A 26,146-nucleotide genomic window follows, 5' to 3' on the forward strand; every position below is an offset into this window, starting at 1 on the left:
GCGCGTCTCCGGCCCGGCGCACCACTCCAGGAAGGAGTCGTCGTGAGCACGACAGCGACGAGAGTCATCGTCACCGAGACCTCGGCGAAACGCGGGCTGCTGCGCAGCCGCCGTCCCGAGAAACCGTACGAGCGCCCCGGCCAGCGCGCACGCTCGCGTCGCGAGACCGCCGCCGGGTACGCATTCCTGACGCCTTGGCTGATCGGATTCTTCGGCCTGACCGCGCTGCCGATGGTGTACTCGCTGTACCTGTCGTTCACGCGGTACAACATCTTCCAGCCGCCGAAGTGGATCGGCTTCGACAACTACATCCGGCTGTTCACGAACGATCCGGTGTTCATCCAGTCGGCAGAGATCACGCTCGTCTACGTGTTCGTGGGCACGCCGATCACCCTCGCCGCGGCGCTGGGTGTGGCGATGCTGCTGAACTACCGCGACAAGGGCTCCGGATTCTTCCGGTCCGCGTTCTACGCGCCGTCGCTGATCGGTGGGTCGGTGTCGGTCGCGATCGTGTGGCGGGCGATGTTCTCCACCGACGGTCCGGTCGACAACGGGCTCTCGTTCTTCGGGATCGACATCGGCGGGTGGATCGGAAACCCGGCGATGATCCTGCCGATGATGATCCTGTTGCACGTGTGGCAGTTCGGGTCGACGATGGTCATCTTCCTGGCCGGACTCAAGCAGATCCCCAAGGAGCTCTACGAGGCCGCCGAGATGGACGGCGCCGGTCCCTGGCAGCGGTTCCGCGCTGTGACGATCCCGATGCTCTCGCCGGTGATGTTCTTCAACCTGCTCCTCGGCCTGATCGGGGCGTTCCAGGTGTTCGCATCGGCGTACATCATCTCCAACGGCACCGGCGGCCCCGCAGGTATGACGAACTTCATCACCGTCTACATGTACAAGCGCGGATTCTCCGACGGCCAGATGGGCTACGCCGCGGCGATCGCCTGGGTCCTGCTCGTGGTCGTGGCCATCATCGCCGCAATCCTTTTCCGCACCCAGAAGTCGTGGGTCCACTACGCAGGAGACGACCGATGACCGATTCCGCATCCCTCACCGGGACGAACATCCCCGGCGTCGGCCTCGTTCCCGGCAACCCGCCCAGGCGTCGCCGCACCAAGCGCGGCACCTGGCAGACCGTCGTCTGGTTCGCAGGGCTGCTGATCCTCACCGCCGTGGTGCTGTACCCGCTGCTGTGGCTGTTCTTCTCCACCTTCAAGCCGAACGCGGAGTTCGGCCAGAACACCGGCCTGCTCCCCGAGAACTGGTATTTCGGCAACTACTCGAAGGTGATGGACGGCATCGCGGGCGTGCCGATGTGGCGGTTCTTCCTGAACTCGCTGATCCTGTCGGTCGCAGCCGTGATCGGCACGGTGCTCTCGTCAGCGCTGGCCGCCTACGCGTTCGCACGGATCCGGTTCAAGGGCCTGGGCATCTTCTTCGCCGCGATGATCGGTACGCTGCTGCTGCCGTTCCACGTCGTGATCATCCCGCAGTACATCATCTTCAACAAGCTCGGCTGGATCGATACGTTCATCCCGCTGATCCTGCCGAAGTTCCTCGCCACCGGCGCGTTCTTCGTGTTCCTGATGGTGCAGTTCATGAGGCAGATGCCCCGCGACATGGACGAGGCCGCACGCATCGACGGTGCGGGCCACATGCGGATCTTCTGGGCGATCATCCTGCCGCTGATCAAGCCCGCGCTGATCACCTGCGCGATCTTCGCGTTCATCTGGGAGTGGAACGACTTCCTCGGCCCGCTGCTCTACCTGACCAGTCCTGAGAACTACCCTCTGCCGATCGCCCTGCGCCTGTACAACGACGCATCCTCGGGTGGCGCCGATTACGGCGCCACGGTCACCGCGTCGTTCGTCGCCCTCGTGCCGGTGCTGCTGTTCTTCATCGTGTTCCAGCGCTTCCTCGTCGACGGCGTCGCCACACAGGGACTGAAGGGCTGACCATGTCTCGTGCTTCGAGGGCCGCCGCCCGGGACTCGCGCTCCGGCGCGGGCCCCACGGTCGCGGGCGCCGAGCCCGGTCCGAACCCGGGCGCGACCGCGAAGTTCGGGCTGTTCGGCGAGGTGCTCGCGGTCGGGCTGCTGATCACCGCCGCAGGTATCGCCGTGATCACGCTGCCGATCGCCCTCGCGGCGGGAGTGCGACACCTGCGCCGGTTCGTCTCGGCCGAGGACTCCCGTGCGGGGCTGTTCTGGGCGGACGTGCGGCGCGGCATCCTGCCGAGCCTTCCCGTCGGCATCGGCGCTGTACTGCTCGCGGCCGTGCTGCTGATCGACATCGACCTGGCCGGCTCCGGCGCGCTTCCCGGCGGCCCGGTGGTCGCCGCCGTCGGCTGGGCCGGACTCGCGGCGCTCGTCACCGGCATCCTGCTGGTGGCGGGGGCGTGGGATCCGTCCCACGGATGGATGTCGGCGCTGCGCGCGGTGCCGTCGCGGGTGACGGCCGATCCCGCCGGGACGCTGTACCTGCTCGCGACCGGCGTCTTCGTCGGGATCGTGACGTGGATGCTGGTCCCGCTGTTCATCGCCGCCATCGGATGCGCCGCTCTGGCCGTCGTCGCGATCCCCGCGCGGCGCCGCCGCACCGTCTGAGGTCGCGCGCAGTTCGTCCCGGGTTGAGGACCCTCCCGGCGCCCGGGTCGCACTTCGTCACGCTCTGGCCGAGGGAAAGCGGGGCGGGCTGCGACCTGAGGGCGGCCGGGCGCGTCAGGAGGCCGGCGGGGGAGCGGTGCTCCCGCGCACGATGGTCCGGGGCGAGAGCGTCTCGAACGGCGTCGGCTCCTCGTCCTGAAGCAGCGCCCGCATCGCCTGCCAGGCGCGCTCGCCGAGTTCGGACGCCGGCACCGCCGCCGTCGTCAGCGGCGGCGAGGCGTACGCGGCGAACGGGATGTCGTCGAAGCCGACGATCGACAGTTGCTCCGGTACCCGGAGGCCGCGGGCGGTCAGCTCGGACAGCAGACCCATCGCGACCAGGTCGTTGAACGCGAGCACAGCGGTCGCGCCGGAGGCGAGCACGCCGTCGGCAGCGGCCGTGCCACTGGCGAAGCCGACGCCCGCGGGCAGCTCATCGATCCTCAGGCCGTCGTGCTCGGTGACGGCGCGGGAGATGGCCTCCTGCCGAGCGACGTGCGAGGCGCTGCGGGTCGACCCGGCGAGGTAGAGCAGGTGGCGGTGCCCCTGGGTGAAGAGGTGATCGATCAGCTCGCCCAGTGCCGCGCCGTAGTCCGCGGCGACGACCGGGGCCCCGTCCTGCGGGCCGCGGTTGATCACGACGACGGGGGAGAGCGTGGGCAGCAGGGCGGTCAGCTCCTCCTGCGGCATGCGCGGCGAGCACAGGATCACGCCGTCGGTGCGGCGCCGGGTGGTGCCGGCGAGGGCGCGCTCCTCGGCGAGGTCCTCGACCGAGTCGGCGATCAGCACGTGGTATCCGTCCACGGTCGCGGCTCTGCTGAGGCCGCGCAGGATCGCCTGGAACGTCGGGTTCTCGAGGTCGGGGACGACGACGGCGACGGTCTGTGTGCGGCCGAGCACCAGGCTGCGGGCGACGGGGTTCGCCGTGTAGCCGAGCTCTTCTGCGGCTGCCAGCACGCGGGCGGCGAGCGCCGCGTCGACGGTGGGATTGCCGTTCATCGCGCGCGAGACGGTCGACAGCGAGACGCCGGCCAGTTTCGCGACATCGGTGATGCCCGCTCGTTTGGATGCGCCAGTCATGCTCCCCCGTCCGTGTGTGCTCTCCGAGAGTACGCCATACTGGGTCAGAAAACGTTTTATCGGAGGTGCGGCATGGCGGGTTCCGGGGCAGACAGGAGACGAAAGCGGGAGCGTCTCGCGCGCGTGCGAGAGACGGCGGGCGGGCCGCTGGTGCTGACCTCGCACGAGGCGATCTCGTGGTACCTCGAGGGAGCGCGCACGCACGTGTCGCTCGCAGGCCCGCCGATCGCCGCGGTGCGCGCAGCGGAAGACGGCGACACGATCTTCGTCGCGGCGAACGAGGCCGACCGGATGATCGCCGAGGAACTGCTGCCGGAAGACGCCGCGCTGGTGGTGCGGGTGCCGTGGCAGGTGCCGCCCGCGGTGTCGGCAGCCGAGGCTGGCGGGGTCGCGGAGGCGGATGTCGCCGCGCCGCTGCGCGCGGCACGGGCATCGCTGCTGCCCGCTGAGCGTGAGCGCTATCGGATGCTGGGCCGCGAGACCGCCGAGGTGCTCACCGATGTGCTGCGGGGGGCGCGCTCCGCGCAGACCGAGCAGGCGCTCGCCGGTGCGGTCGCGGGGGCACTCGCCGCCCGGGGCATCGATCCCCTGGTCGTGCTCGTCGCGGGCGAGGGGCGACTCGGATACCGGCATCCGCTGCCCACCGCCGCCCCGCTCGGCGAGCGCGCGATGGTGGTCGTCTGCGGACGGCGGCACGGACTGATCGCGAATGCGACCCGTTGGGTGGGCGGGCCAGGAGCAGACGACGAGCGGGTGCTCGCCGTCGAGCGCGCGTTCCTGGAAGCCTCCGTCCCCGGCATCCGGTTGAACGCCGCGCTCGCCGCGGGGGTGCGTGGCTACGCTGCACACGGCTTCGACGCCGACGAGTGGCGGCGGCACCACCAGGGCGGGCCGACCGGATACGCGGGCCGCGATCCGCGCGCGACCGAGGCGACCGACGATCTGATAGTCGACGGTCAGGCGTTCGCGTGGAACCCGACCGTGCCCGGCGGCAAGGTCGAGGACACGATGGTGCGAGACGGCGCCGGCTGGGAGGTGCTCACGATGGACTCGCGCTGGCCGGCCGTCGATCACGCCGGCCTGCTGCGCCCGGTGGCGATGCCGTACGCCTGACCCGCGCTAGTCGCCGAGCAGGCGCGCGACCTCCGCGGCATCCCGCCTGCCGTCGGCGACCAGGCCGCGGAAGGAGCGGGTGAGGGATGCGCCGGCGGCGAGCCGCACCGCGCGGTCCCAGGCCAGCGCGGAGCCGATGCCGGGGTAGTCCTCGACGCGCACGAACCATGGGTCGGCCGCGGTCGCGGCATCAGCCGGGGCAAGCGCGACGGTCGCCTCGCCGTCGGGGAAGCGCGCGGCGAACGACACCCACGGGGTGATCGTGCCGTGCCCGGATTCCTCGCCCGAGGCATCCGGGGTGCGCACCTCGACATCCGTGGCCGGCGCGAGTCGCCAGGCGAGCCCGCCGTACCCGCCGCCGGTGCGGCCGTGCGAGCCGGGGCTGCCGAGGTCGATGTCCTGCGCACCCGCCGTCAAGGTCGTGGTGAGCAGGAACGTCCAGGCATCCGCGGTGGGGGAGGCGGCGAACGAGCTCTCCTCGACGAGTGCGACGGAACCGTCGGGGCGGCGCCATTCGGCCGTCTGGGTGAAGCCGTCGTCGGTGTGCTCGAGCGCCGTGGTGACGATCCGGCCATGGTCATCGAGCCAGCGGTATCCCCGGTCCGTGACGTAGGTCGGGCCGCCCCAGAAGTTCACATCGCCGGCGTGCTGGATGCCGAAGGACAGGCCGAGATGCCAGTCATGGTCGGCGGGGTGCGCGTCGGTCACTCGGATGCCGGACAGAGTGCGAATCGGGTGCAGGAACGGCCGCGGGCTGGACGTCGCGGTGAGCGTCGACCCGTCGTCGCGGACCGCGACGATCGACTCGCCGACCGTGATCCCGCTGCCGGGCGCCTCGGGCGCCGGCGGTGCGAACGGAGCGTGCAGCTCGCTGAAGAGCGCTCCGCTGCGGGCGGTCCGTTCCACCCAGAATGCGACGTCGCGCACGGCTGCCACGCGCTGCGGACCCTCACCGATCTCGTCGATCTGCGCCGCGGGGACGGCGACCGGCTCCGGCGCGGTGCGGACGGCCTCGAGCACCTCCATGTATGCGCCGCTGTCGATCAGCGCCGACGAGAGCGGGATGCCTGTCGCCCGGTGGTCGAGCAGCTCCTCGAACAGGTCGGTGCGTCCGGTCTGCCTGGTGGCGCCGTCGGCCTCGGTCAGGGTGTCCTCGGTGTAGGAGAAGACGACGTCGCGGGCGAGGGTGCGCACCTCGATGAGCGGTGCGTTCGAGACCGAGGATGCAAGGGTGAGCGCTGCAGAGACCACACGGCCGTCGCGCAGGGTGATGCGCGCGGCAGAGGTGTCATCCGCCTGGATGTCGGCGGCGTGCAGCAGTTCGAGCTCGACGCTCGCGACATCCTCACGCCGGCGCGCGCCGGCGATGCGCAGGGCAGTCGCGATCGCGTGCGACAGGGCGTTGGTGAGCGCACCGTCGGTGACGGGCGCGCCGTTCAGCAGGCGGTGCCCCGCCCAGGCCGAGCGGCTCCAGTAAGCGGAGTCTCGAGTCCAGGCTCCCCGGGTCGCGACGGATGCCGCGGGGCCGAGCTCCGCGAGCTCGGCCAGTGCGTGCGAGCCCATGCTCTGGAAGCCGACCTGCACGACGCGTCCGGTGCGCTTCTGCAGGTCGAGCAGCGCGAGGAACTGCTCCATGGTCGCGACCGGCGGCTTCTCGAGGTAGAGGTCGGCACCGTGCTCGAGCGCGGCGGATGCCAGCGGGAAGTGCGTTCCGGTCGGGGTGGCGACGATCACGATGTCTGGGCGGATGCCAGAGGCGAAGGCCTCGTCGAGGCTCGGCCAATGCGGAGCATCCGTGCCGAAACCGCTCTCGGGAGCGCCCGCCGGGTCGACCAGGCCGATCAGCCGGACGCGGTCCTGGAGCCGGTCGAGGTTGCGCAGGTGCACGGCGCCGAAGCCGCGGGCGCCCACGAGCAGCACGGTGGGAATCGTCATCTCCTCATCGTATTGGAAAGCGCTTCCCCAAAGGAAGTGGCCCGGGATTCGTTGTGCGGGTTCGGAGCAGTTATGATGGACGAACGTGCGCAGCTGAGGCTTCGCGCATGGAGACGTCGCATAGTCAGGCCTAGTGCACCACCCTGCTAAGGTGGAGTCCCCTCACGGGGACCGAGGGTTCAAATCCCTCCGTCTCCGCCAATCTGAAACGGCCCCAGGACGAAGTCCAGGGGCCGTTTCACATTGGCGCAGGCGGGTGGCACTTCGAACAACAGGGCCCCACGCGGCCGGAGGCTCCGCGCGCCGCCCGTCTCCGCGCAACGCAACCTGATCTCCTCAACCAGGCGGCACGTGGAGTGGCCGCGAGGGACTCAAGTCCCGTCGCGATGTGCGCGCCGGAATCGGCGCGCGAGGGACTCAAATCCCTCCGTCTCCGCTACAGCGGGCTCACGCTGCATAGGCGATTCGCTGCGTGTTCATGCGGTTTCGATCCATGGTCGCGGCACCTTGGACCTCGCCGCAGGGGTGGTGTCCTCTGCGGGTCGAGCCAAAGCAGGCCCGCTCTGGTGTCTGACCGCTCCGGCCGCCTCGGGTGACTGCTCCGCTGAACACGAGCGACCGATGGCGGTTGTCTGAGGGCGCCCTGCACGACATGGCCGATGACCCGGGTTCGTGGCGAACGGTCCCCGATCACCTCAAGATACGCTTCTAATCAAACTTGAATAATTCAATCCAATCCGTTCGCAACACGGAGAGAAGGAATCGAACCATGGGAAACCTCGCGATCGAGACGAGAGGGGTGAGTCGAGGTGGGCGCACGTCGGCGACGAAGCTCCTGGTACTCGGTGTCGTGCACCTCTCCGGCGGCGCGCATGGCTACCAGGTGCGGTCCGAACTGCAGGGCTGGGGTGCGGAGAGTTGGGCCAAGATCAAGCCCGGCTCGATTTATCACGCGCTGAAGAAGGCGGCGGCTGATGGCCTCCTCACCGAACATGCCGAGCCGGGCAACTCTGGGCCGGAGCGCGTTCTGTACCGCGCGACAGCTCGGGGACGTGAGGAGATGGTCGAACTGGTCCGCGAGGGTCTGCGGCGCACCCATGACCAGGACATGCTCAACGCGTCCATCGCCATGTTGCCCATGCTGACCAGGACAGATGCCATCGCGCACGTTGACGAGCGGGTCGCGCGCCTGGAAGCGGAGCTCGCAGTGCAGGCCAAGTGGCGGGACCACCCCAATGGGGACGCCCCCGAGCATGTCCGCGATCAGGCCGAACTGTGGGCAGGACAGGCGCGCACCGAGCTGGAGTGGGCGAAGGGCCTGCGCATGCGACTGGCTGAGGGCGCGTACACCATGGCTGATGATCCGGGTTCGTGGCGAACCATCCCCTAATCAACCTTGACTAGTCGCTTCTCCCTGTGTAGTTTGGCGAAGTAGCCAAACTTGACTAGTCTGCCGGGTCCGGACAACGGCAACGGAGAGCCGAAGTCGCGCACCGAGGCCGTCGTCGGCGCGCTGCTCAGGCGCTGAGACAAACCTCTCGAACGGAGATGTGAGATGAACGAGATGGACTTTCGCGTGACATCAAAAGATGGCACCACCATCGCTTACGACCGGATGGGAAGCGGCCCGGCCGTCGTCCTAGTCGGCGGCGCACAGGACTACGGAGCCGAGAATGCTCCCTTGGTACCTGTTCTCGCCGAGCACTTCACGGTCTACAACTATGCCCGTCGGGGACGCGGCGCGAGCGGCTTCACCGAGCCGTACGCCGTGCAAAGGGAGATCGAGGACCTGGATGCGTTGATCACGGAGGCGGGCGGCTCGGCACACCTGTTCGGGGCGTCCTCTGGTGGCGCGCTGGCGCTGGAAGCCGGCGCGGCCGGGTCAGCCATCGACACGATCGCCGTGTGGGAGGTGCCCTACGCGGTCGGGGACGACATACGCCCGCGATTCGAAGAGTACATCGCGGACACCCGACGCGCCTTCGACGCCGGGCGAGATGAGGAGGTTCTCGAACTGTTCATGCGCATGACCGGCGCCTCCGACGACAACATCGCGGCCAGGAAAGCGGCAGGCAAGCAGACGGCGCATTGGGCGGATTCGGTCGCCCTCGCGCCCACGCTGGTCCACGACAGCGTCTTCCTCAATCACTACCAATTGCCGGTCGATCGACTGGCAACGGTCACCCAACCGGTCCTGGTCACCACCGGAGGGCCGATCACGGTCCCTTACATGGCAGGCCTGCCCTCGGACTTCTTCGACCGCGCGGCCGACGAGCTTGCAGACGTCCTACCCCACGCTCAACGCGAGACCCTCGAGGGACCGGATCACGTCGTCGACCCACAGATCATCGGCCCGCTGTTGCTGCGGTTCTTCAGCACCGAACACTGAGGGGCCCGTGAGGTGTTGCTCGATCACCTCATCCGATGGTGACGGTGACCGGAACAAGCCCGGCTTGACGAGCACGAGCTCTTCGATTCCGGTTGTTGTCCAGTCATACACAAATAACGGTGAGTTGCGGTGAAGTGATTGCTCATGCTCGCGTCGAGAAGCACTCCGACCACGCAGGTCATCATCGCGTGGAAGAGCGCGTCTGCGATGGATCCCGAGCTGGTGCAGGTGGATGTCTCCGTTGAGGTCGCTGACGTCGATGCGGCGTTCGAGCGGGGACGCGACTCCCGCGATCACCTCCCGATCGTCGAGACGAGAACCCCGTTCTCGGTCGGCAGCACACGCCAGACGCTGCCGGTCCCCTCGACGCGGAGCGCGCCGTCACTGACGATCAGGGCTGTGCGCTCGTCGATGCCGAGTCCGCCGGTGACGAGCCCCGACTCCACAGCGGCGATCAGTCGCGAGAGCATGCCGCGCTGGGCCACGTGAACCTCGACGGTCACGTCGACGAGCCCGATGCCGGCCTCGACCTCCACCTCGTCGCCCGGGTCCTCGTCGTCCTCCGGTGAGACGACCACGCCGCCGATGCGGGTGCCGCTTCCGAACGATCCCTCGGCCGCGATCATCGCTCCGGCCGAGACGCCGAGGTACGGCACTCCGCCTGCGACCAGCCGGCGCATTTCGTCGAACAGCGGCTCGAGTCCCGCACGCACGGTCTCGACGTTGCCTCCGCCGACTGCGATCCCGTCGACGTCCGCGATCGCATCGAGGCCGATCGGCTCACCCGGCCGTCCCGCGGTCAGGTGCAGATCGACGGCCGCTCCCGCCGCGGCCTCGACCAGGATCTCGCCGAGCTCGGCAGCCTTCGCCTCGGACTCCGGATGCAGCGAGATCACGGCGATGCGCGGCCGCGTACGGCCCACGTCGCTCGCGCGCCGAACCACATCCGCGACGAAAGGCGCATGCAGCGGAGCATCGGCGATCGTTGTCGCGCCGCCCCCGATGAGATGCACGCTCATGCGGCACCATCCGCAGCATCGATGTAGGTCATGCCAAGAGGTTAGTCGCGTGTCGCCGGACGGATAAAGTGGCCAAGTGACCGCCCGCGCCCCGCAGACCCCCACCCCCGTCCCGCGCGCCGGTTCCGTCTACTTCATCGGCCGCGTCATCCTCCGGCCGCTGTTCTGGGTGATGTACCGCCCGCGCATCGTCGGCCGCGACAACGTGCCAGAGCGAGGGGCCGTGCTGCTCGTGAGCAACCACCTGTCGTCGCTGGACACCCTGATCATCCCGACATCCGCGACGCGCCCTGTGCAGTTCCTCATCAAGGCCTCGTACTTCGCGGGCTCTGGCCTGCTCGGCCGTTTCAAGCGCTGGTTCTTCAGCTCGATCGGCGGAGTCCCGGTGCACCGCGCAACCGGACGGGATGCCCGTGCGGCGCTCGACGCGGGCAGCAGCATCCTGCGGGCGGGCGGCGTGTTCGCGGTGTTCCCCGAGGGGACCCGCTCACGTGACGGGAAGCTGCACGACGGACACGGCGGCGCGGCCTGGATGGCACGCGACACCGGCTCCGTGGTCGTGCCGGTCGGGCTGATCGGAACCGGCACCGTCAAGCCGCTGAGCCACCTGCTGCCGGGGCGGCCACGCGTCGAGGTGCGTTTCGGCGAACCGCTGGACCTCACCGACCTCGAGAGCATTCCGGACGGCAGAGCCCGTCGCGAGATCACCGAGCGCATGATGGCCGCCATCGCGCGTCTGAGCGGCCAGGAGCGCTCCGGCAGCGTGAACAAGACCTCGCGCGACTGAGACCCTCCGCGCGAGTGGGCGCCGACGTCAGGCCCAGCCGAGCTCCTGCAATCGGGCGTCATCGAGGCCGAAGTAGTGGCCGATCTCATGCACCAGAGTGATTCGCACCCGCGCGCGCAGCGCGTCCAGGTCAGCACTGTGCTCCTGCAGATTGTTCTTGTACAGCGTGATCCGGTCGGGCAGCTCCCCGAAGCCGTAGACCCCGCGCTTGGTCAGCGGATGGCCCTGATAAAGCCCGAACAGCCGCGGACGTTGCCCCACGGGCTGGTTCGCGACGATGATGCCGACGTTCTCGAGCCCGCGGACCATGTCGTCGGGCAGGGCGTCGAACACATCGGACACCATGCGTTCGAAGTCCTCGTCCGAGATCTCGACCATGAGCCCATCCTGCTCCTCCTCGCTGGCACCGGGACCCCGCAGCCTGATCTGCTATGGTTGGGTGCCTGCCGGGAACACGAGTGTCACATCCTCTTCATCCCGGTTCTGCCCGCTCACGGGCCCATTCGCGCACAGAACGCGCCCACTCCGACTTCCTCCGCAACCGCCCAAAGGTGGCGCGGCACGCGATTCACTGAAAGACTGCTTCACATCTTCACCTCTGCAACACCCGCTCAGGCGCTCTCCTGGCGCCAGGCCGATCACGACGTTCACGTCGCCACGCGCGACGGTGAGTACGCCGGCCATGTCGTCGTCGACTCCGACGACCATGTGCTCGTCTTCGGTCCCATCGGCGAGGCCATCGATGCATCCGCTTCTCTGGATGCCGCGCGCAACGCGCTCGAGGCCCACACGACCCCTGCGGCGGACCACCTGTCCGCGCAGCTCCATACCCCGCGCCGGCGTCGCCGACGCGGTTTCACGGATCACTCCCGTGGTCCCAGACAACGAAGGAATGACGTCATGGCCACTGGCACCGTCAAATGGTTCAACGCAGACAAGGGCTTCGGCTTCATCGCTCCGGACGACGGCTCCGCCGACCTGTTCGCGCACTTCAGCGCGATCCAGGGCAACGGATACCGCAGCCTGGACGAGAACCAGAAGGTGGAGTTCGACGCAGAGCAGGGCCCCAAGGGCATGCAGGCGGCGAACATCCGTCCCCTCTGATCTCTGATCACTGACGCGAGCGGGCGGTCGGACCTCGGTCCGGCCGCCCGTTCCGTCTCCCCGGATGCATGCAGGTTGCGGCATGTGCACCCGCGTACTGTGAGGGGAAGCGATCGGCAGCCGCCTTTGGCTTCGTCCCGATCGTTCCCGACGGTCGGTCATACCTAAGGCGCCGATCATGTCCCTCGCACCCTCGGTCGCACCCGCGACACTCGGACCCGTCCGACAGACCTACGCCCGCGCCGAGGACTTCCCGCCGATCACCCGTGCGTACTCGCACGTGTCGCAGGTCGTGCGCGAGACCGGCCTGCTGCGACGGACGCCCTGGTTCTACGCACTCGTCGGCGCCGGCATCGCCGTCGCGTTCGGCGGCGCGATCACCGGATTCATCCTGTTCGGGGACAGCTGGTTCCAGTTGCTCATCGCCGGGGCGCTCGGCATCATCTTCACGCAGGTGGCGTTCCTCGCCCACGAGGCCGCACACCGGCAGATCCTCACCACCGGACCCGCGAACGACAGGCTCGCGCGGGTGCTGGCCGCCGCGGTCGGCATGAGTTACTCCTGGTGGGACTCCAAGCACAGCCGGCACCACGCCAACCCCAACCGCGTCGGCAAAGATCCCGACATCGAGGTCGACACGATCTCGTTCCTCGACGAGGATGCCGCGCAGGCACGCGGTCTTCGGCGCCTGATCACGCGCAGGCAGGGCTGGCTGTTCTTCCCGCTGCTCACCCTCGAGGGTCTCAACCTGCACTACCTGAGCCTCAAGCACCTCACCGGACGCGGCCAGGTCAAGGGGCGGTGGCCGGAGCTGGGCATGATCGCCGCTCGCTTCGCGCTGGTGCTCACACCGATCTTCCTGCTGCTTCCGCTCGGCATGGCGTTCGCCTTCGTCGGCGTCATGCTCGCCGTCTTCGGGGTCTACATGGGGGCGTCCTTCGCGCCGAACCACAAGGGCATGGCCGTGATCGCCCCTGACGCGAAGCTGGACTTCTTCTCGAAGCAGGTGCGCACCTCGCGCAACATCCGCGGTGGGTGGTGGGCGACCTGGCTCATGGGCGGGCTGAACTACCAGGTGGAGCATCACCTGTTCCCGAGCATGGCCAGACCGCACCTGGCCCGCGCCCGCGAGATCGTCCGCGACTACTGCGCGGCCAACGACGTGCCGTACACCGAGACCTCGCTCGGCCGCTCGTACGCGATCGTCATCGGCTACCTCAACCGCGTCGGTCTCGCCGCTCGCGACCCCTTCGACTGCCCGATGGTCTCGCAGTACCGACGGGTCTGAGCCCGGGTCGCCGGGTCAGGGCGCGTAGCGCGCCAGGAACGTCTCCACGGCATCGTCGGCGATCGCCGCGAGACCCGCGGCGGTGGGGCGGTCGGCGCCCCCTGTCAGCGTGATGCGGTCGAGCGGCGCGGCGAGCACCAGCCACGTGAACTGCTGTGCGGCTGAGGGCGCATCCGCGATGGCCAGGCGACCGTGCCTGCGGAGTTCGTCGAGCACCTCGGCGAGCAGCGCCAGGTTCCGGTCCCAACTGAGGCGCACGTAGTCGGCTGCGACCTCGGGCAACCGCTCCGCCTCGGCGATCACCAGGCCTCGCATGCGCACGACGGGGTCGCTAAGCACCCCGGCGTGCAGTACATCTGCGAGTTCCCGTAGCCCTGCGCGTACATCCGGTGTGGTGAGCAGACGCTCCAGGTGTGGGCGCATGGCATCGCGGCCGCGCTCGACCCAGTCCTCGACGACCGCGGCGAACAGCTCCTCCTTCGACCCGAAACGGCGGTAGAGCGTCTGCTTCGAGATGTGGGCGGACGCCGCGACGGCATCCATCGTCGCGGCCGCGAAGCCTTCGTCGAGGAAGACCTCGCGCGCGGCGGACAGCAGCTCAGCGCCGTCGAGGCCTCCGGGTCGGCCGCGACGGCGCGGCGGGCGGACATCCTCGGTCGTCGACATCATCCTCAAATAGTACTGGACAGTACGCAAATGGCGGTATAGCGTACTGTCCAGTACTAAAAGGAGATGATCCTCATGATCGGTATCGGCATCGCTGTTGCGACCATCGCCGCGTTCGCGCTCAGCACCGTCTATTACATGCTGGCCACGCCGCTCGAACAGCGGGCTGCGGGCGGCCGCGCGGTCGAGCGCGATCGCCCTGGACCGCTGAAGGTCGTCGCTGAGTTAGTTCGCACTGCCGTGCTGGCCTCCGGCTTCGCGTGGGTCGCCGCGCAGTCCGGCTTCCTAGAACTTCCCGGCTTGCTGCTGCTGGCGCTGGTGCTCTGGGGCGCGTTCCCCGTCGTGCTGCTCGCCGGTTCGGTGGGGTGGGATCGTGCACCGGTGCCGACGGCCGTCCTGCACGGCGGCGACTGGCTGCTGAAGCTGCTGCTCATTGCGGTGGTCGTCGGACTGCTGCACTGAATCGACGGAACCAAGAGGAGACATGAAGATGGACGCGAAGAACGCTGGACCGATCGACGTCACGTTCACGGCGCCGCTCGTGACGAGCGAGGCGAAGGGCGGGTGGACGTACGTGCAGATGGAAGGCTCGGCCGAGTTCTTCGGAACGCGCGGGCTGGTCAAGGTGGCGGGGACCGTCGACGGTGAGCCCTTCCAGAGCTCCTTCATGGCACTCGGCGACGGCACGCACAAGCTGCCGATCGCCGCAGCGCTGCGCCGGCGCATCGCCAAGGAGACGGGAAACGTCGTCACCGTCCACCTGACGGCGCGCCTGACACAGGATCCCGGATCTCCGTGAGAACACGGATACGCGTGAGATCGCCTCGGCGCTGTTCCTCTCCGTACACCGTCCAGGACCATCTGAAGGCGATCTTCGACAAGGCGGGCATCACCAGCAGGCGTCAGTTGGTGGCCCGGGTGTACTTCGACCACTGCGCGCCGGGCTGAGCCACCCGCACCGGGCGACATGATCTTGGCCAGCGCCCGAGTGCGTGCTTGAATCCATTCCATGGGGCTGGGGCCTGTAGAACTCGAATCGGAGCGCGTCACGCGCGTTCTGCGGGATGACATCGTGCTGGGAAGGCGCTTGCCGAATTCGCGCCTGGTGGAGCGGGATCTCGCCGCGGAGCTGAGCGTCTCGCGGCTTCCGGTGCGCGAGGCCATCAGGCGGCTGAGCGCCGAGGGCATCGTGACGTCCCGTCCGCGCACCTGGGCGGTCGTGCGGGACTTCACCGCGCAGGACGTGCGCGATCTGAGCATCCTGCGCATCGCACTCGAGAACGCCGCATTCGGCATCGCTGCAGAGCACCACGACGAGGAAGGCATGACCAGGGCGTCTGCTGCGCTCGCGGACGAGGAGGCCGCAGCGGTATCCGGTGACGTGGTGCTGACGAACCTGGCGGCAGGGCGTTTCCACCGCACGGTCATCTCGCTCGCAGGCAACCAGACGATCGACGAGACGATGGGCGTGTTCGAGACGAGATTCCGTCGCGCCTTCGGTCGCAACGCCGACCTGGGTGCCCACCTCGGCGCGCACCGCGCGATCGTCGAGGCTCTGGCCGAGCGGGATGCCGCGCGCGTGTGCGAGCTGAACCGCGCCCATCTGCAGGCCGCCTGTGACGAGGCCGTGCTGCTCTGGGGTGGGGCCGGTACGACAGCCGACTGACTCGGGACTGTCCCGACGTCGGACCCGCCGGGTACGCTCATGACAGGAGGTGTCGTGGGACGTACAGCGGATGCGGTCGCGGAAGGCGTCGCGATCGCCACATCGGCGGCGCGCCTTGCTGTGAAAAACCACATCCTCGTCGGCACGATCGCCCAGGGCGGCACGTTCGACCTCGACAAGTACTCCGGTGATGCGCGTGATGTGCTGCGCGCGATGGCCGACGAGGCCGACGAGGCCGCCGAGCACCTGGCCGCGCTGCGCAAGCGAGCCAAGGGCCGCCATTCCGACCCGGTCGGCACCCACGATTACCGCGACCGCGACGTGCGAAACCTCAAGCGGCGGGCGCGGCAGTCGACCGCTGTCGCGCAGCGATTGCGCGAGATGGCAGACGATCCGGAAGAGCTCCGCGAACTGGTGGAGTCGGCCCGCGCCGCGGCCTGGGCCGACGTCCGCGGCAACCTCGACCGCCGGTTGCGCGTCGAGGGCATGCGCCCCGATCAGGACCCGCAGTACGCATCGATGCGCGAGGCGCGGATGCAGGCGCTGAAGCTCGTCGACCTGCAGGCTCTGTCGTCGCAGCAGCGCAGCCGGCGCAAGCAGGCGGACAAGCTGGCGAAAGAGGCGGCGAAGGCCGAGGCCAAGGCTGAGAAGCCCTCGCGATGGGGTCGGAAGGCCGCCGCCAAGGGCTGAATCGGCCTCGATTCGTGTTCCCCGTGATCCTGTTGTAGGCTTGTCCACGGCCCGCTGAGGGCCGTGCGCCTGTAGCTCAATGGATAGAGCATCTGACTACGGATCAGAAGGTTGGGGGTTCGAGTCCCTCCAGGCGCGCACTGTGTTGAGACAGTATAGGAAGCCCCGGACGGTGTCCGGGGCTTTCGTCTTTCCTGGAGAGCCTCCCCATGACCGAAGTGTGCATCGCCGCTGAGCGTCTCGTGCGCCGGTTCGCCCGCGAGACCAATCTGCTGGTCTCGGGCCGCGAGTTCTCCGTGCGCGGTGACGACGCCGTCGCGGACGAGCTGCGCCGGCTGATCCCCGCGCTCGGTGGGCACCTCGCAGGCACGGGCGTCACGTTCGCGCCGGGAGAGACCGACGACATCCTGATCGACGGGGCCCCGCTTCCGGCCCGCGCGACCGCCGAGGCGCGCGTGGACAACGCCGGTGCGCACATGCCGGTCTCGACGCTGGTCGCGGCGCGGCTGCGCGACGAGGGTCTGGTGCGCGGCATCCGGATCGGCATCGCGATGGTGCTCGAGCCGAAGACCGCGCAACTGGCCCTGCTGCTGCGGGATGCCGGGGCCGACGTCGCCGTCTACGCGCACCCCGACGAGATCGACGTCGAGGTGGCCCGAGTGCTGCGCGATCGGGGCATCCCGGTCGATGGCGACCCGTCGCTCGACGGAGCCGCCGAGCGCGCCGCGGCGATCGCATTCCTGCGCCGCGACTTCGACCTGCTGCTCGACGACGGGTCGCACCTGATCCGCCTCGCGCACGAGGAAGGTCTCGCAGGCAGCCTGCGCGGTGCGGCGGAGGAGACCACCAGCGGCCTCACCCCGCTGCGTGTCATGGAGCGCGAGGGACTGCTGAGCATCCCCGTGATCGCCGTGAACGACGCCGCCATGAAGACCTCCTTCGACAATCGCTACGGCACTGGGCAGTCCTGCGTGTTCGCGATCGCCGACGTGCTCGACGCCGCCGGCATCGGCCTGCGCGACCAGCCCGCCGTCGTGATCGGCTACGGCCCGGTCGGCGAGGGCGTCGCCGCGCACCTGCGCGCCCTCGGCGCCGAGATCGCCGTCGCTGAGACCGACCCGGTACGCGCGCTGAGGGCCGCGCACGATGGCTTCCGCATCGGCCCGCTGCGCGACCTCGCGCCCGGTGCGCTGGTGGTCTCCGCGACCGGTGCTCCGCACACGGTGGATGCCACGACGCTGCGCGCCGCGAGGATCGTGGCCGTCGCCGGCGGCGTGCCCGGTGAAGTGGATGTCGATCCGTCCACGTTGAGCCCGAGCGGCGAGCACCTCGACCGCGCTGCCGGAGGCGCCCTGTTGATCGCCCGCGGCGGCTGCGTGAACCTGGCCGCGGCAGAGGGCAACCCGATCGAGATCATGGATCTCTCCTTCGCCGTGCAGCTCGGCGCGGTCGAACAGCTGCTCACCGCCGGTCTCGCGCCCGGCCTGCACCCGTTCCCGGTCGACGCGGACGCCGCGATCGCCCGTGCCGCACTCGCTGCCCGCGGCGACCGCATCGACGAGCGCAGCACCGCCCAGGTCGAGGCGCAGGCGGACTGGCGCTCGCCCCGGTACGCGGCAGCCGCCGTCCGCACCTCCGCTCAGGTCGCAGCTGGTCCCGCTGTCCAGCCGTCGTACCGGGGCGAACTGCGACCCGAACCGTTGGACGGGGCCTCGGAGCGACCGGTCGATGGAGAGGCTCGCGCATGATCACCGTCTACTCCGCAGGGCTCGTCGTCCCCGTCACCGCACCCCCGATCACAGACGGCGCCGTCGCCGTGCGCGACGGCCGGATCGTGCATGTGGGCGAGCGGGCCTGGGTGCTCCGATCGCTCGACGAACGCGGCGCCGCCTACGAGGAGGTGCACTGGCCGGGCATCCTGACCCCGGGACTCGTCAACGCGCACACGCACCTGCAGTACACCGGCATGGCCGTCGTCGGCCAGGGGCGGTACACCGGCTTCGACGACTGGGTCGCCGCGTTCGATCCGGTCTACGAGGGCGGCCGGGACTGGGCAGCAGATGCCGCGGCAGGAGCCGAGCTGGCTCTGCGCAGCGGCACGACGGCGGTCGCCGACGTCGTAACCGACCCGTCCGCGGCATCCGCTCTGCACGACGCGCGGCTGCACGGGATCACCTACTGGGAGGTGATGAGCTGGACCAACGCCGACTGGGCGCGCACCGGGCGCGCGCAGGTCGAGCAGGCACTGGACGCCCTGCCCACTCCGCCGGGCACCGGCCTGTCGCCGCACGCACCGTACTCGCTCGACATCGAGCCGCTGCTGGAGATCCCCGACATCGTGCGCGAGCGCGGCGGGCGCATCCACATCCATCTCGGCGAGGCCGCCTTCGAGAACGAGTTCGCGCACGAGCATCCGCAGGCCTGGCACACCGCGGGCCTGGCCAGCTTCCAGGAGCTGCGTCAGGCGGGCTTCGGTACCAGCGCGACCGAGTTCGTCGACCAGCTCGGCGTGCTCGGCCCGGACTGCCACATCGCGCACGGCGTGTACATGAGCGCCCGCGACCGGGCCATCCTGCGCGAGCGGCGCACCGCGGTGGCGCTGTGCCCGCGGTCGAACAGCGTGATCGGCCTCGAGGAGCCCCCGATCGCCGCCTACCTGCGCGAGGGCAGCCCGATCGCCGTCGGCACCGACTCGCTCTCGTCGAGCCCGTCGCTCGACCTGATGGCGGATGTCGCAGAGCTGGCGCGCATCGCGCGCTCGCAGGGCTACACCGATCGCGACCTGCACGCCCGTCTGCTGGGCGCCGCCACCATCGGCGGCGCGCACGCGATGGGCATCGACGTCGGACCGGATCGCACCGGATACCTCGCGGTCGGCGCGCTCGCCGACCTGACCTTCTTCGACGTGCCCGCAGGCCCCGACGCGATCGCGGAGCTGGTCGAGGCAGGCGCCGGGCACGCCGTGGCCACCATCGTGGCGGGAGAGGTGCGGTGGGCGGCATCGTCGTTCCCGCAGTCTGCGCGGATCCTGAGCGAGGAGCGCAGCGACGAGACGAAGGGCGCCCTTCGTCACTTCGTCTCGCTCCGCTCGCTCAGCACGGCGCTCGCTCCGCTCGCTCAGCACGGCGCTCGCTCAGGGACCGGAGAGGGATCACCATGAGACCAGCGACCGCCGAACGACTCGACCTCGCCCCGCACCCCGAGGGCGGCTGGTTCCGACGCACCTGGACCAGCCCGATCGCCGTCGAGACGCCGAACGGCCCGCGCCCGGCCGGCACCTGCATCCACTATCTGCTGCAGCCGGACGAGAGCAGCGCGTGGCACGTCGTCACCAGCGACGAACTGTGGCTCTGGCACGGGCCCGGCCGGCTCGAGCTGAGCCTGGGCGGTGACGGCGCGGAGCCGGGCGAGGCGACCTCGATCGTGCTCGGCCCCGGCGAGGCGGCGCAGGTGCTCGTGCCCGCCGGCGTCTGGCAGGCCGCTCGTCCGCTGGACGACGCGGAAGTGCTCGTCTCGTGCTTCGTGTCGCCAGGTTTCGACTTCGCAGACTGGCGACTCGCCGCCGACGTACCCTTGAACCCGAACCCGACCTCTCTTCAGGAGTGAACCGTGCCCGTTTCCCGCACCCTCCGCCGCGCCGCGCTCTCGCTCATCGCGGTCGCGGCCGCCGTCTCCCTCGCCGCCTGTTCCGGCACCTCCGCGCCCTCGGCTGACGCCGGCGACGGCTCGCTGCCCACCGTCACCGCGGGCAAGCTGACCATCGCGACCGGCGAGCCGAACTACGAGCCGTGGTTCGTCGACGACGACCCGGCCAACGGCAAGGGCTTCGAGGGCGCGGTCGCGAACGCGGTCGCCAAGGAGCTCGGCTTCGACTCCAAGGACATCGAGTGGGTGCGCACCGGCTTCGACGAGGCCATCGCGCCCGGGCCGAAGGACTGGGACGTCAACATCCAGCAGTTCTCGGTCACCGACCAGCGCAAGAAGGCCGTCGACTTCTCGTCGCCGTACTACACGACCACGCAGGCCGTCGTCGTGCTGAACGACTCGCCCGCCGCCAAGGCCACCACGGTCGATGAGCTGAAGAAGATCAAGGTCGGCGTCGCCGCCGGCACCACCAGCTACACGGTCGCCAAGGACCAGCTCGGCGAGAAGAGCCTCAGTGTCTTCAACACCGTCGACGACGTCGTGCTGGCGCTCAAGAGCGGCCAGATCGACGCGATGGTCACCGACCTGCCCGGCGCGTTCTACGTCACCGGTGCGCAGATCGACAACGCCACAGTCTCCGGCCAGTTCGCCAGCACCGATGGCGGCGACGACTTCGCCTTCGTGCTGCCGAAGGGCTCCGCGCTGACCGCCGACGTCTCGAAGGCCGTCGACACGCTGCGCGAGAACGGCACCCTCGACGAGCTGCAGCAGAAGTGGCTCAGCGACGCGGTCGACGTCCCCGTCCTGAAGTGAGCAGCACCACCGCCGAGGCGACGTGGCAGCCGAGCGATCTCGAGCTGTCGCGCCGCGCTCTGCGGCGCCGTGCCACTACGCGATCGGTCCTGATCGCGCTCATCAGCAGCGTCGTCCTGATCGGCGTGATCGTCGCGATCCTGGTGAACACCCCCGGGTGGACGGTCGTCCGCGAGACGTTCTTCGACCCCGAGATCGCGCTGGCGAGCATCGGTCCGGTGTTCCAAGGTCTGCTGGTGAACATCATGGTGCTGCTCATCGCCGCCGTGGGCGTCGCGATCCTCGGCACGCTGCTCGCGGTCATGCGCACCCTGCGCGGCCCGGTGTTCTTCCCGCTGCGCACTCTCGCCGCGGCGTACACCGACTTCTTCCGCGGCGTGCCGGTGCTGATCGTGCTGTACCTGGTGGGCTACGGCATCCCGGCGCTGATGATCTTCCCGCGGATGCCCGCGGTGTTCTGGGGAACCCTCGCCATCATCATCAGCTACTCGGCCTACGTCGCCGAGGTGCTCCGAGCGGGCATGGAGGCGGTGCATCCGTCGCAGCGCGTCGCCGCGCGCTCCCTCGGCCTCAGTCACGCGCAGACCCTGCGGATGGTCGTCATCCCGCAGGGCGTGCGCAAGGTGATCCCCGCTCTGATGAACGACTTCGTGTCGATGCAGAAGGACGTCGGGCTGATCTCGATCCTCGGCGTCGTCGATGCGGTGCGCGCCGCGCAGCTGCAGGTCGCCGAGACCTTCAACTACACCCCGTACATCGTCGCGGCTTTGTTCTTCATCGCCCTGAGCTGGCCGATGATCCGCCTGACCGACGGCGTCACCGCACGCCTCAACAAGCGCGAGCAGGCCGGAGGAGTCGTATGACCGTCGTACCCGTGATCGAGGCCAGGGGCGTGCGCAAGCGCTTCGACGACCACGACGTGCTGCGCGGCCTCGACCTCGCCGTCGCGCCGCACGAGGTGGTCGTGCTGATCGGAGCATCCGGTTCGGGCAAGTCGACGCTGCTGAAGACGATGAACCTCATCGAGCGGGTCGACGACGGCCAGATCTTCCTGCAGGGCGATGACATCACCGACCCGCGCGTGGACGCCGATTCCGTGCGCGCACGGATCGGCGTGGTGTTCCAGCACTTCAACCTGTTCCCGCACATGACCGTGCTCGACAACGTCACGCTCGCCGCCCGTAAGGTGCACGGAATGCCGAAGGGCAAGGCTCGCGCCCGCGGCCGCGAGCTGCTCGAGTCGCTGGGCCTCGGCTCCAAGGCAGACGAGTACCCCGACCGGCTCTCCGGCGGTCAGCAGCAGCGCGTCGCGATCGTGCGCGCCATCCTGACCGAACCCGAGGTGCTGCTGCTCGACGAGATCACGAGCGCGCTCGATCCGATGCTGGTCGGCGAGGTGCTCGATCTTGTGCGCGAGCTGAAGCGGCGCGGCTCGACGATCGTGATGGCCACGCACGAGATGTCCTTCGCGCGCGAGGTCGCCGATCGGGTGGTGTTCCTCAAGGAGGGCGTGCTGGTCGAGCAGGGGCCGCCGGAGCAGATCTTCGACGCTCCGCAGCATCCGTCGACCGCGGAGTTCCTCTCGCGGGTGCGCAGCCTGTAGCGGGCTTTATCCCGACCATAGGATCGCCACAGGGTTCCTGACGGCGGGCTGCCGAACATGGTCGCATGACCTCCTCGCAGCCGCTTCTCGACCTCGACGTCGTCGTGCCCGTGTACAACGAGCAGGACACGCTCGCGCAGAGCATCGCACTGCTGCACGAGCATCTGAGCGAAGACGAGTCAGCGTCCTGGCGGATCACCATCGCCGACAACGCGAGCACGGATGCCACCGCGCGGATCGCCGACGACCTGGCCGCGACCCTCGACGGGGTGATCGCCGTGCACCTGCCGCAGAAGGGCCGCGGCCGCACGCTGAAGGCGGTCTGGGCAGCATCCCCGGCTCGAGTGCTGGTCTACGTCGATGAGGATCTGTCCACGGATCTGCGCGCGCTGCGCCCGCTGGTCGCGCCGCTGCTGTCCGGGCATTCCGATCTCGCGATCGGCTCGCGTCTGGCGCGCACCTCGCGCATCGTGCGCGGCGGGAAGCGCGAGTTCGTCTCGCGGTCGTACAACGCCCTGCTCCGCGGCACCTTCGGGGTGCGGTTCAGCGACGCGCAGTGCGGCTTCAAGGCGATCAGAGCGGATGCCGCGCAGCGGTTGCTGCCGCACGTCGAGGATGACAACTGGTTCTTCGACACCGAGCTGCTGATTCTGGCCGAGCGGGCGGGGCTGCGCATCCACGAGGTGCCGGTGGATTGGATCGACGACCCGCAGAGCTCGGTCGACGTCATCGCCACGGCGACCGAGGATCTGAAGGGGATGGCTCGCGTCGGACTGAGCCTCGCGCGCGGTCGGGTTCCCGTGGATGAGATCTACCGCGACCTCGGCCGGCATCCCTTCGCGCAGCCGCCGGTGCCGCTGCTCGCGCAGGTGCTGCGCTTCGGCGTGATCGGGGCACTCTCCACCGTGGCCTATGCGCTCGTGTACCTGCTGTTCCAGACGTTCCTCACCGCGCAGGCGGCGAACTTCCTCGCCCTGCTGACCACGGCGATCGCGAACACGGCGGCGAACCGGCGGTTCACGTTCGGCATCCGCGGCAGATCGCGCGTCGCGACGCACCACCTGCAGGGGCTGGTCGTGTTCGGCATGGCGTGGGCGCTGACCTCCGGGTCGCTCGTGCTGCTGCACGCCGCGGACCCGAACCCGAGTCCGCTGCTCGAGGTGGGCGTGCTGACCGTCGCCAACCTGGTCGCCACCGTGCTGCGCTTCGCGATGCTGCGACTGTGGGTCTTCCGCGACCGTGACCGGGGCGATCCGCCGCCCGGGACGCGCGCCGAGATCCTGTCCACCAGACACCAGATGATCGCTCAGGAGGCGAACCGCTCATGACCACCGCATCACTTCCCGTGCCCGCCGGCTTCGCGTCCGCTCCGCCTGCGGCGGATGCGCTGCCCTCGGCACGCGTCCGTGCCCTCTGGGAGGCCCCGGCCTACGCCGGCGCGCTGCTGCTCACCGGCATCCTGTACGTCTGGAATCTCGCCGCGAGCGGCTGGGCGAACGCGTTCTACTCGGCGGCCGTGCAGGCCGGCACCCAGAACTGGGTCGCGTTCTTCTACGGATCCTCGGATGCCGGGAACTCGATCACCGTCGACAAGCCGCCGGCCAGCCTGTGGGTGATGGAGCTGTCGGCCCGGGTGTTCGGCCTGAGCTCGTGGAGCATCCTGCTGCCGCAGGCGCTGATGGGCGTCGCGACGGCGGCGATCATCCTCTTCACGGTGCGGCGGCGCTTCGGCGCGGGGGCCGCGCTGCTGTCGACGGGCATCTTCGCGCTCACGCCGGTGGCGGCCCTGATGTTCCGGTTCAACAATCCCGACGCGCTGCTGCTCCTGCTGCTCACCGCCTCCGTCGCCCTCACACTCCGCGCGATCGACGGTGGCCGGCTGCGGTGGCTGCTGCTGGCCGGCGTCGCGGTCGGCTTCGGGTTCCTCACGAAGCAGCTGCAGGCGTTCCTCGTACTTCCCGTGCTCGCCGGCGTGTACTTCGCGTTTGCCGGGGCACCGGTGCTGAAGCGGCTCTGGCACCTGCTCGCGGCACTCGGTGCCGTGATCGTGTCGGCCGGCTGGTGGGTCGCGGTGGTCGAGTTGGTGCCGGCATCCGCTCGCCCGTACATCGGCGGCTCGCAGAGCAATAGCTTCCTCGAGCTGACCTTCGGCTACAACGGGCTCGGGCGCATCACCGGCAACGAGGTCGGCAGCGTCGGTGGTGGGGGAGGGCGCGCCGGCGGCGGTATGTGGGGCGAGACCGGGCTGTTCCGACTGTTCCTGAACGAGATCGGCGGGCAGATCTCGTGGCTGATCCCGGCCGCGCTCATCCTGTTCGGCGGTGCCATGGTGCTGATCGGCCGTGCGCCGAGGCGCGACCCCCGGCGCATCCTGCTGGTCGCGTTCGCCGGCTGGCTGGTCGTGACGATGCTCGCGTTCAGCTTCATGGCAGGGATCTTCCACGCCTATTACACGGTGGCCCTGGCAGCTCCGCTGGCTGGTCTCCTCGGCACGAGCGCCGTGGTCGTGTTCGCACACCGGGAGCGGCTGTGGACCCGCATCCTGCTCGCCGCGACCGCACTGGTCACCGCCGACTGGGCATGGGTGCTGCTGGAACGCTCCAGCAGCTGGATGCCATGGCTGAAGGTGGTCGTGATCGTCGTGTCTGTCGCCGGCGCCGTGCTCGTGCTGCTGCCGCCGCGCTCGCGGGCGCTCCACGTGTCGGCAGCAGCAGCGCTGATCGTCGGCGGCCTGCTGGCTCCTGCCGCGTACACGCTGCAGACGGTCGGCACCGGGCACTCCGGGTCGATCGTGACGGCGGGTCCGTCAGTGCAGGGAGGCATGGGCGGGTTCGGCGGCGGGCCCGGGGGCATGGGCGGCACCGGCGGCACGGGTGGCATGCAGGGCGGGATGCCGGGCGGCGGCTTTCCCGGCGGGAACGGCACCGGGCAGAACGGCGGAACGCCACCGGCCATGCCGGGCGGATCCGAGGGCGGGATGCCCGGCGGTTTCGAGGGCGGGATGCCCGGGGGCGGGGCCGGTGGCCTCCTCGAGGCATCCACGGTCGACTCCGAGCTGCAGGCCCTGCTCGAGAAGGACGCCTCGCAGTACACCTGGGTCGCCGCGACCATCGGGTCGCAGTCCGCGGCCGGGTACCAGCTCGCGACCGGAGACGCCGTGATGCCGATCGGAGGCTTCAACGGCAGCGACCCGTCGCCGACGCTGGCCCAGTTCCAGCAGTACGTCGAAGACGGCCGCATCCACTACTTCATCGCCGGTGGCGGCATGGGGATGGGCGGCGGGAACTCCGAGATCCAGTCCTGGGTCGAGGCGAACTTCACCGCGCAGACCGTCGGCGGCGTCACGGTCTACGACCTCACTGCGGGATCCACGGGTCGGTGAGCCTCCAGTGGCTGTCCCCGCGCCCGGCACCACCGCCGCAGCGAAGCGATGCCTCAGGTCGCTTTTCGTCCCGCAACCGGACTGGCGATCTTGCTCAGGTCGCGATTTGGACCTCATTCCGGGGCGGAGCGCGGGATGAATTGCGCCCGGAGTGCGCCGGGGCACTCCGGGCGCGATTGGTCCCCGAACCGGACTGGCCTGTTCGCTCAGGTCGCGCTTCGTCCCGGATTCCGGCGCGCAGAGCGCGACGAACTAGGACCTGAGCGGTGGCCGCGTCGCCGAAGCGTGACGAACTGCGATGTGGGCGGTGCTCGCGAAG

At 69.4% G+C, this 26,146-nt stretch carries 27 protein-coding genes and 2 tRNA genes; 24 read left to right on the top strand and 5 right to left on the bottom strand.

The features are described 5' to 3' along the window. Positions 1 to 42: 42 nt before the first annotated feature. The 3 genes from ACFVDO_RS11550 to ACFVDO_RS11560 are packed head-to-tail and all read left to right on the top strand — an operon-like array spanning position 43 to position 2,608. Positions 43 to 1,038, top strand: a complete 996-nt coding sequence (locus ACFVDO_RS11550) for a carbohydrate ABC transporter permease (RefSeq protein ID WP_378855502.1) — start codon at positions 43 to 45, stop codon at positions 1,036 to 1,038. Continuing rightward, positions 1,035 to 1,958, top strand: coding sequence for a carbohydrate ABC transporter permease (locus tag ACFVDO_RS11555; protein ID WP_378855503.1), 924 nt, complete (start codon positions 1,035 to 1,037; stop codon positions 1,956 to 1,958). Before ACFVDO_RS11550 ends, ACFVDO_RS11555 begins: the two co-directional genes overlap by 4 nt. A 2-nt stretch (positions 1,959 to 1,960) precedes the next feature. Next, on the top strand, positions 1,961 to 2,608 hold the full coding sequence (locus tag ACFVDO_RS11560) for a hypothetical protein (RefSeq protein ID WP_378855504.1): 648 nt from the start codon (positions 1,961 to 1,963) through the stop codon (positions 2,606 to 2,608). Positions 2,609 to 2,722: 114 nt separating this feature from the next. Here the strand turns inward: ACFVDO_RS11560 and ACFVDO_RS11565 are convergent, their stop codons facing one another. Beyond that, positions 2,723 to 3,727, bottom strand: coding sequence for a LacI family DNA-binding transcriptional regulator (locus ACFVDO_RS11565; protein ID WP_378855506.1), 1,005 nt, complete (start codon positions 3,725 to 3,727; stop codon positions 2,723 to 2,725). Between the two features lie 123 nt (positions 3,728 to 3,850). Between ACFVDO_RS11565 and ACFVDO_RS11570 the strand changes: the two genes are divergently transcribed. Next, positions 3,851 to 4,840 carry a M24 family metallopeptidase gene (locus tag ACFVDO_RS11570; RefSeq protein ID WP_378855508.1) on the top strand — a complete coding sequence of 330 codons (990 nt, stop codon included), beginning with the start codon at positions 3,851 to 3,853 and terminating at the stop codon, positions 4,838 to 4,840. A 6-nt stretch (positions 4,841 to 4,846) separates the two neighbouring features. Here ACFVDO_RS11570 and ACFVDO_RS11575 read toward each other — a convergent pair whose 3' ends face one another. Further along, entirely contained in the window at positions 4,847 to 6,775 is a 1,929-nt protein-coding gene (locus ACFVDO_RS11575) for a DUF6807 family protein (protein ID WP_378855510.1), read from the bottom strand. Between the two features lie 109 nt (positions 6,776 to 6,884). Between ACFVDO_RS11575 and ACFVDO_RS11580 the strand changes: the two genes are divergently transcribed. From ACFVDO_RS11580 to ACFVDO_RS11590, 3 genes are all read left to right on the top strand, one after another. Next, positions 6,885 to 6,976: transfer RNA gene (locus tag ACFVDO_RS11580), tRNA-Ser, on the top strand. Between the two features lie 568 nt (positions 6,977 to 7,544). Further along, a complete protein-coding gene (locus ACFVDO_RS11585) occupies positions 7,545 to 8,165 on the top strand; it encodes a PadR family transcriptional regulator (protein ID WP_378855512.1) in 621 nt (206 codons plus the stop codon). A gap of 165 nt (positions 8,166 to 8,330) precedes the next feature. Beyond that, entirely contained in the window at positions 8,331 to 9,164 is an 834-nt protein-coding gene (locus ACFVDO_RS11590) for an alpha/beta fold hydrolase (RefSeq protein WP_378855514.1), read from the top strand. A gap of 293 nt (positions 9,165 to 9,457) precedes the next feature. Here ACFVDO_RS11590 and ACFVDO_RS11595 read toward each other — a convergent pair whose 3' ends face one another. Continuing rightward, a complete protein-coding gene (locus ACFVDO_RS11595; protein ID WP_378855516.1) occupies positions 9,458 to 10,183 on the bottom strand; it encodes a Type 1 glutamine amidotransferase-like domain-containing protein in 726 nt (241 codons plus the stop codon). 76 nt (positions 10,184 to 10,259) lie between these two features. Between ACFVDO_RS11595 and ACFVDO_RS11600 the strand changes: the two genes are divergently transcribed. Further along, on the top strand, positions 10,260 to 10,970 hold the full coding sequence (locus tag ACFVDO_RS11600; protein ID WP_378855519.1) for a lysophospholipid acyltransferase family protein: 711 nt from the start codon (positions 10,260 to 10,262) through the stop codon (positions 10,968 to 10,970). Between the two features lie 27 nt (positions 10,971 to 10,997). Here the strand turns inward: ACFVDO_RS11600 and ACFVDO_RS11605 are convergent, their stop codons facing one another. Beyond that, positions 10,998 to 11,348 carry a metallopeptidase family protein gene (locus ACFVDO_RS11605; RefSeq protein ID WP_378855521.1) on the bottom strand — a complete coding sequence of 117 codons (351 nt, stop codon included), beginning with the start codon at positions 11,346 to 11,348 and terminating at the stop codon, positions 10,998 to 11,000. 522 nt (positions 11,349 to 11,870) lie between these two features. On the opposite strand from ACFVDO_RS11605, the gene ACFVDO_RS11610 reads away from it, so the two are divergent. Together ACFVDO_RS11610 and ACFVDO_RS11615 are read left to right on the top strand one after the other, a co-directional pair. Then, complete coding sequence (locus ACFVDO_RS11610) at positions 11,871 to 12,074, top strand: cold-shock protein (protein ID WP_116242632.1); 204 nt, start codon at positions 11,871 to 11,873, stop codon at positions 12,072 to 12,074. 178 nt (positions 12,075 to 12,252) lie between these two features. Beyond that, complete coding sequence (locus ACFVDO_RS11615; RefSeq protein ID WP_378855523.1) at positions 12,253 to 13,362, top strand: fatty acid desaturase family protein; 1,110 nt, start codon at positions 12,253 to 12,255, stop codon at positions 13,360 to 13,362. A 15-nt stretch (positions 13,363 to 13,377) separates the two neighbouring features. Here the strand turns inward: ACFVDO_RS11615 and ACFVDO_RS11620 are convergent, their stop codons facing one another. Continuing rightward, complete coding sequence (locus ACFVDO_RS11620) at positions 13,378 to 14,031, bottom strand: TetR/AcrR family transcriptional regulator (protein ID WP_378855525.1); 654 nt, start codon at positions 14,029 to 14,031, stop codon at positions 13,378 to 13,380. 63 nt (positions 14,032 to 14,094) lie between these two features. On the opposite strand from ACFVDO_RS11620, the gene ACFVDO_RS11625 reads away from it, so the two are divergent. The 14 genes from ACFVDO_RS11625 (at position 14,095) to ACFVDO_RS11690 (ending at position 25,827) form a co-directional block, all read left to right on the top strand. Next, a complete protein-coding gene (locus ACFVDO_RS11625; RefSeq protein ID WP_378855527.1) occupies positions 14,095 to 14,490 on the top strand; it encodes a DUF1761 domain-containing protein in 396 nt (131 codons plus the stop codon). Between the two features lie 28 nt (positions 14,491 to 14,518). Then, positions 14,519 to 14,827 carry a DUF1905 domain-containing protein gene (locus tag ACFVDO_RS11630; RefSeq protein WP_378855529.1) on the top strand — a complete coding sequence of 103 codons (309 nt, stop codon included), beginning with the start codon at positions 14,519 to 14,521 and terminating at the stop codon, positions 14,825 to 14,827. A gap of 14 nt (positions 14,828 to 14,841) precedes the next feature. Beyond that, positions 14,842 to 14,976, top strand: a complete 135-nt coding sequence (locus ACFVDO_RS11635; protein WP_378855531.1) for a helix-turn-helix transcriptional regulator — start codon at positions 14,842 to 14,844, stop codon at positions 14,974 to 14,976. Between the two features lie 61 nt (positions 14,977 to 15,037). Further along, on the top strand, positions 15,038 to 15,694 hold the full coding sequence (locus ACFVDO_RS11640) for a GntR family transcriptional regulator (protein ID WP_378855533.1): 657 nt from the start codon (positions 15,038 to 15,040) through the stop codon (positions 15,692 to 15,694). A gap of 54 nt (positions 15,695 to 15,748) precedes the next feature. Further along, the gene (locus ACFVDO_RS11645; RefSeq protein ID WP_378855535.1) at positions 15,749 to 16,384 is read left to right on the top strand and encodes an asparagine synthase; all 636 of its coding nucleotides are present in this window, start codon (positions 15,749 to 15,751) and stop codon (positions 16,382 to 16,384) included. A 65-nt stretch (positions 16,385 to 16,449) separates the two neighbouring features. Then, positions 16,450 to 16,522: transfer RNA gene (locus ACFVDO_RS11650), tRNA-Arg, on the top strand. 71 nt (positions 16,523 to 16,593) lie between these two features. After that, positions 16,594 to 18,132, top strand: coding sequence for an adenosylhomocysteinase (locus tag ACFVDO_RS11655; RefSeq protein WP_378855537.1), 1,539 nt, complete (start codon positions 16,594 to 16,596; stop codon positions 18,130 to 18,132). Continuing rightward, positions 18,129 to 19,544, top strand: a complete 1,416-nt coding sequence (locus tag ACFVDO_RS11660; protein ID WP_378855539.1) for an amidohydrolase family protein — start codon at positions 18,129 to 18,131, stop codon at positions 19,542 to 19,544. Before ACFVDO_RS11655 ends, ACFVDO_RS11660 begins: the two co-directional genes overlap by 4 nt. Then, positions 19,541 to 19,990, top strand: coding sequence for a cupin domain-containing protein (locus ACFVDO_RS11665; protein ID WP_378855541.1), 450 nt, complete (start codon positions 19,541 to 19,543; stop codon positions 19,988 to 19,990). The genes ACFVDO_RS11660 and ACFVDO_RS11665 overlap by 4 nt, the downstream gene beginning before the upstream one ends. A 3-nt stretch (positions 19,991 to 19,993) precedes the next feature. Then, positions 19,994 to 20,842, top strand: a complete 849-nt coding sequence (locus tag ACFVDO_RS11670) for an ABC transporter substrate-binding protein (protein ID WP_378855543.1) — start codon at positions 19,994 to 19,996, stop codon at positions 20,840 to 20,842. After that, entirely contained in the window at positions 20,839 to 21,705 is an 867-nt protein-coding gene (locus tag ACFVDO_RS11675) for an amino acid ABC transporter permease (protein ID WP_378855545.1), read from the top strand. The genes ACFVDO_RS11670 and ACFVDO_RS11675 overlap by 4 nt, the downstream gene beginning before the upstream one ends. Beyond that, complete coding sequence (locus ACFVDO_RS11680) at positions 21,702 to 22,445, top strand: amino acid ABC transporter ATP-binding protein (protein WP_378855547.1); 744 nt, start codon at positions 21,702 to 21,704, stop codon at positions 22,443 to 22,445. The genes ACFVDO_RS11675 and ACFVDO_RS11680 overlap by 4 nt, the downstream gene beginning before the upstream one ends. Positions 22,446 to 22,510: 65 nt before the next feature. Continuing rightward, entirely contained in the window at positions 22,511 to 23,773 is a 1,263-nt protein-coding gene (locus ACFVDO_RS11685; RefSeq protein ID WP_378855549.1) for a glycosyltransferase, read from the top strand. After that, positions 23,770 to 25,827 carry a glycosyltransferase family 39 protein gene (locus tag ACFVDO_RS11690; RefSeq protein ID WP_378855551.1) on the top strand — a complete coding sequence of 686 codons (2,058 nt, stop codon included), beginning with the start codon at positions 23,770 to 23,772 and terminating at the stop codon, positions 25,825 to 25,827. Before ACFVDO_RS11685 ends, ACFVDO_RS11690 begins: the two co-directional genes overlap by 4 nt. Positions 25,828 to 26,146: the final 319 nt, after the last annotated feature.

Origin of the sequence: Microbacterium sp. NPDC057741 (genome assembly GCF_042798735.1) — a bacterium.
Classification (GTDB): Bacteria; Actinomycetota; Actinomycetes; order Actinomycetales; family Microbacteriaceae; genus Microbacterium.

What these genes read in the sequence shown, in the direction of transcription:
- ACFVDO_RS11555 (WP_378855503.1), top strand. Translation starts at nt 1,035, where the DNA reads ATGACCGATTCCGCATCCCTCACCGGGACGAACATCCCCGGCGTCGGC.
- ACFVDO_RS11560 (WP_378855504.1), top strand. Translation starts at nt 1,961, where the DNA reads ATGTCTCGTGCTTCGAGGGCCGCCGCCCGGGACTCGCGCTCCGGCGCG.
- ACFVDO_RS11565 (WP_378855506.1), bottom strand. Translation starts at nt 3,727, where the DNA reads ATGACTGGCGCATCCAAACGAGCGGGCATCACCGATGTCGCGAAACTG.
- ACFVDO_RS11575 (WP_378855510.1), bottom strand. Translation starts at nt 6,775, where the DNA reads ATGACGATTCCCACCGTGCTGCTCGTGGGCGCCCGCGGCTTCGGCGCC.
- ACFVDO_RS11585 (WP_378855512.1), top strand. Translation starts at nt 7,545, where the DNA reads ATGGGAAACCTCGCGATCGAGACGAGAGGGGTGAGTCGAGGTGGGCGC.
- ACFVDO_RS11590 (WP_378855514.1), top strand. Translation starts at nt 8,331, where the DNA reads ATGAACGAGATGGACTTTCGCGTGACATCAAAAGATGGCACCACCATC.
- ACFVDO_RS11595 (WP_378855516.1), bottom strand. Translation starts at nt 10,183, where the DNA reads ATGAGCGTGCATCTCATCGGGGGCGGCGCGACAACGATCGCCGATGCT.
- ACFVDO_RS11605 (WP_378855521.1), bottom strand. Translation starts at nt 11,348, where the DNA reads ATGGTCGAGATCTCGGACGAGGACTTCGAACGCATGGTGTCCGATGTG.
- ACFVDO_RS11610 (WP_116242632.1), top strand. Translation starts at nt 11,871, where the DNA reads ATGGCCACTGGCACCGTCAAATGGTTCAACGCAGACAAGGGCTTCGGC.
- ACFVDO_RS11615 (WP_378855523.1), top strand. Translation starts at nt 12,253, where the DNA reads ATGTCCCTCGCACCCTCGGTCGCACCCGCGACACTCGGACCCGTCCGA.
- ACFVDO_RS11620 (WP_378855525.1), bottom strand. Translation starts at nt 14,031, where the DNA reads ATGATGTCGACGACCGAGGATGTCCGCCCGCCGCGCCGTCGCGGCCGA.
- ACFVDO_RS11625 (WP_378855527.1), top strand. Translation starts at nt 14,095, where the DNA reads ATGATCCTCATGATCGGTATCGGCATCGCTGTTGCGACCATCGCCGCG.
- ACFVDO_RS11630 (WP_378855529.1), top strand. Translation starts at nt 14,519, where the DNA reads ATGGACGCGAAGAACGCTGGACCGATCGACGTCACGTTCACGGCGCCG.
- ACFVDO_RS11640 (WP_378855533.1), top strand. Translation starts at nt 15,038, where the DNA reads ATGGGGCTGGGGCCTGTAGAACTCGAATCGGAGCGCGTCACGCGCGTT.
- ACFVDO_RS11655 (WP_378855537.1), top strand. Translation starts at nt 16,594, where the DNA reads ATGACCGAAGTGTGCATCGCCGCTGAGCGTCTCGTGCGCCGGTTCGCC.
- ACFVDO_RS11660 (WP_378855539.1), top strand. Translation starts at nt 18,129, where the DNA reads ATGATCACCGTCTACTCCGCAGGGCTCGTCGTCCCCGTCACCGCACCC.
- ACFVDO_RS11665 (WP_378855541.1), top strand. Translation starts at nt 19,541, where the DNA reads ATGAGACCAGCGACCGCCGAACGACTCGACCTCGCCCCGCACCCCGAG.
- ACFVDO_RS11680 (WP_378855547.1), top strand. Translation starts at nt 21,702, where the DNA reads ATGACCGTCGTACCCGTGATCGAGGCCAGGGGCGTGCGCAAGCGCTTC.
- ACFVDO_RS11685 (WP_378855549.1), top strand. Translation starts at nt 22,511, where the DNA reads ATGACCTCCTCGCAGCCGCTTCTCGACCTCGACGTCGTCGTGCCCGTG.
- ACFVDO_RS11690 (WP_378855551.1), top strand. Translation starts at nt 23,770, where the DNA reads ATGACCACCGCATCACTTCCCGTGCCCGCCGGCTTCGCGTCCGCTCCG.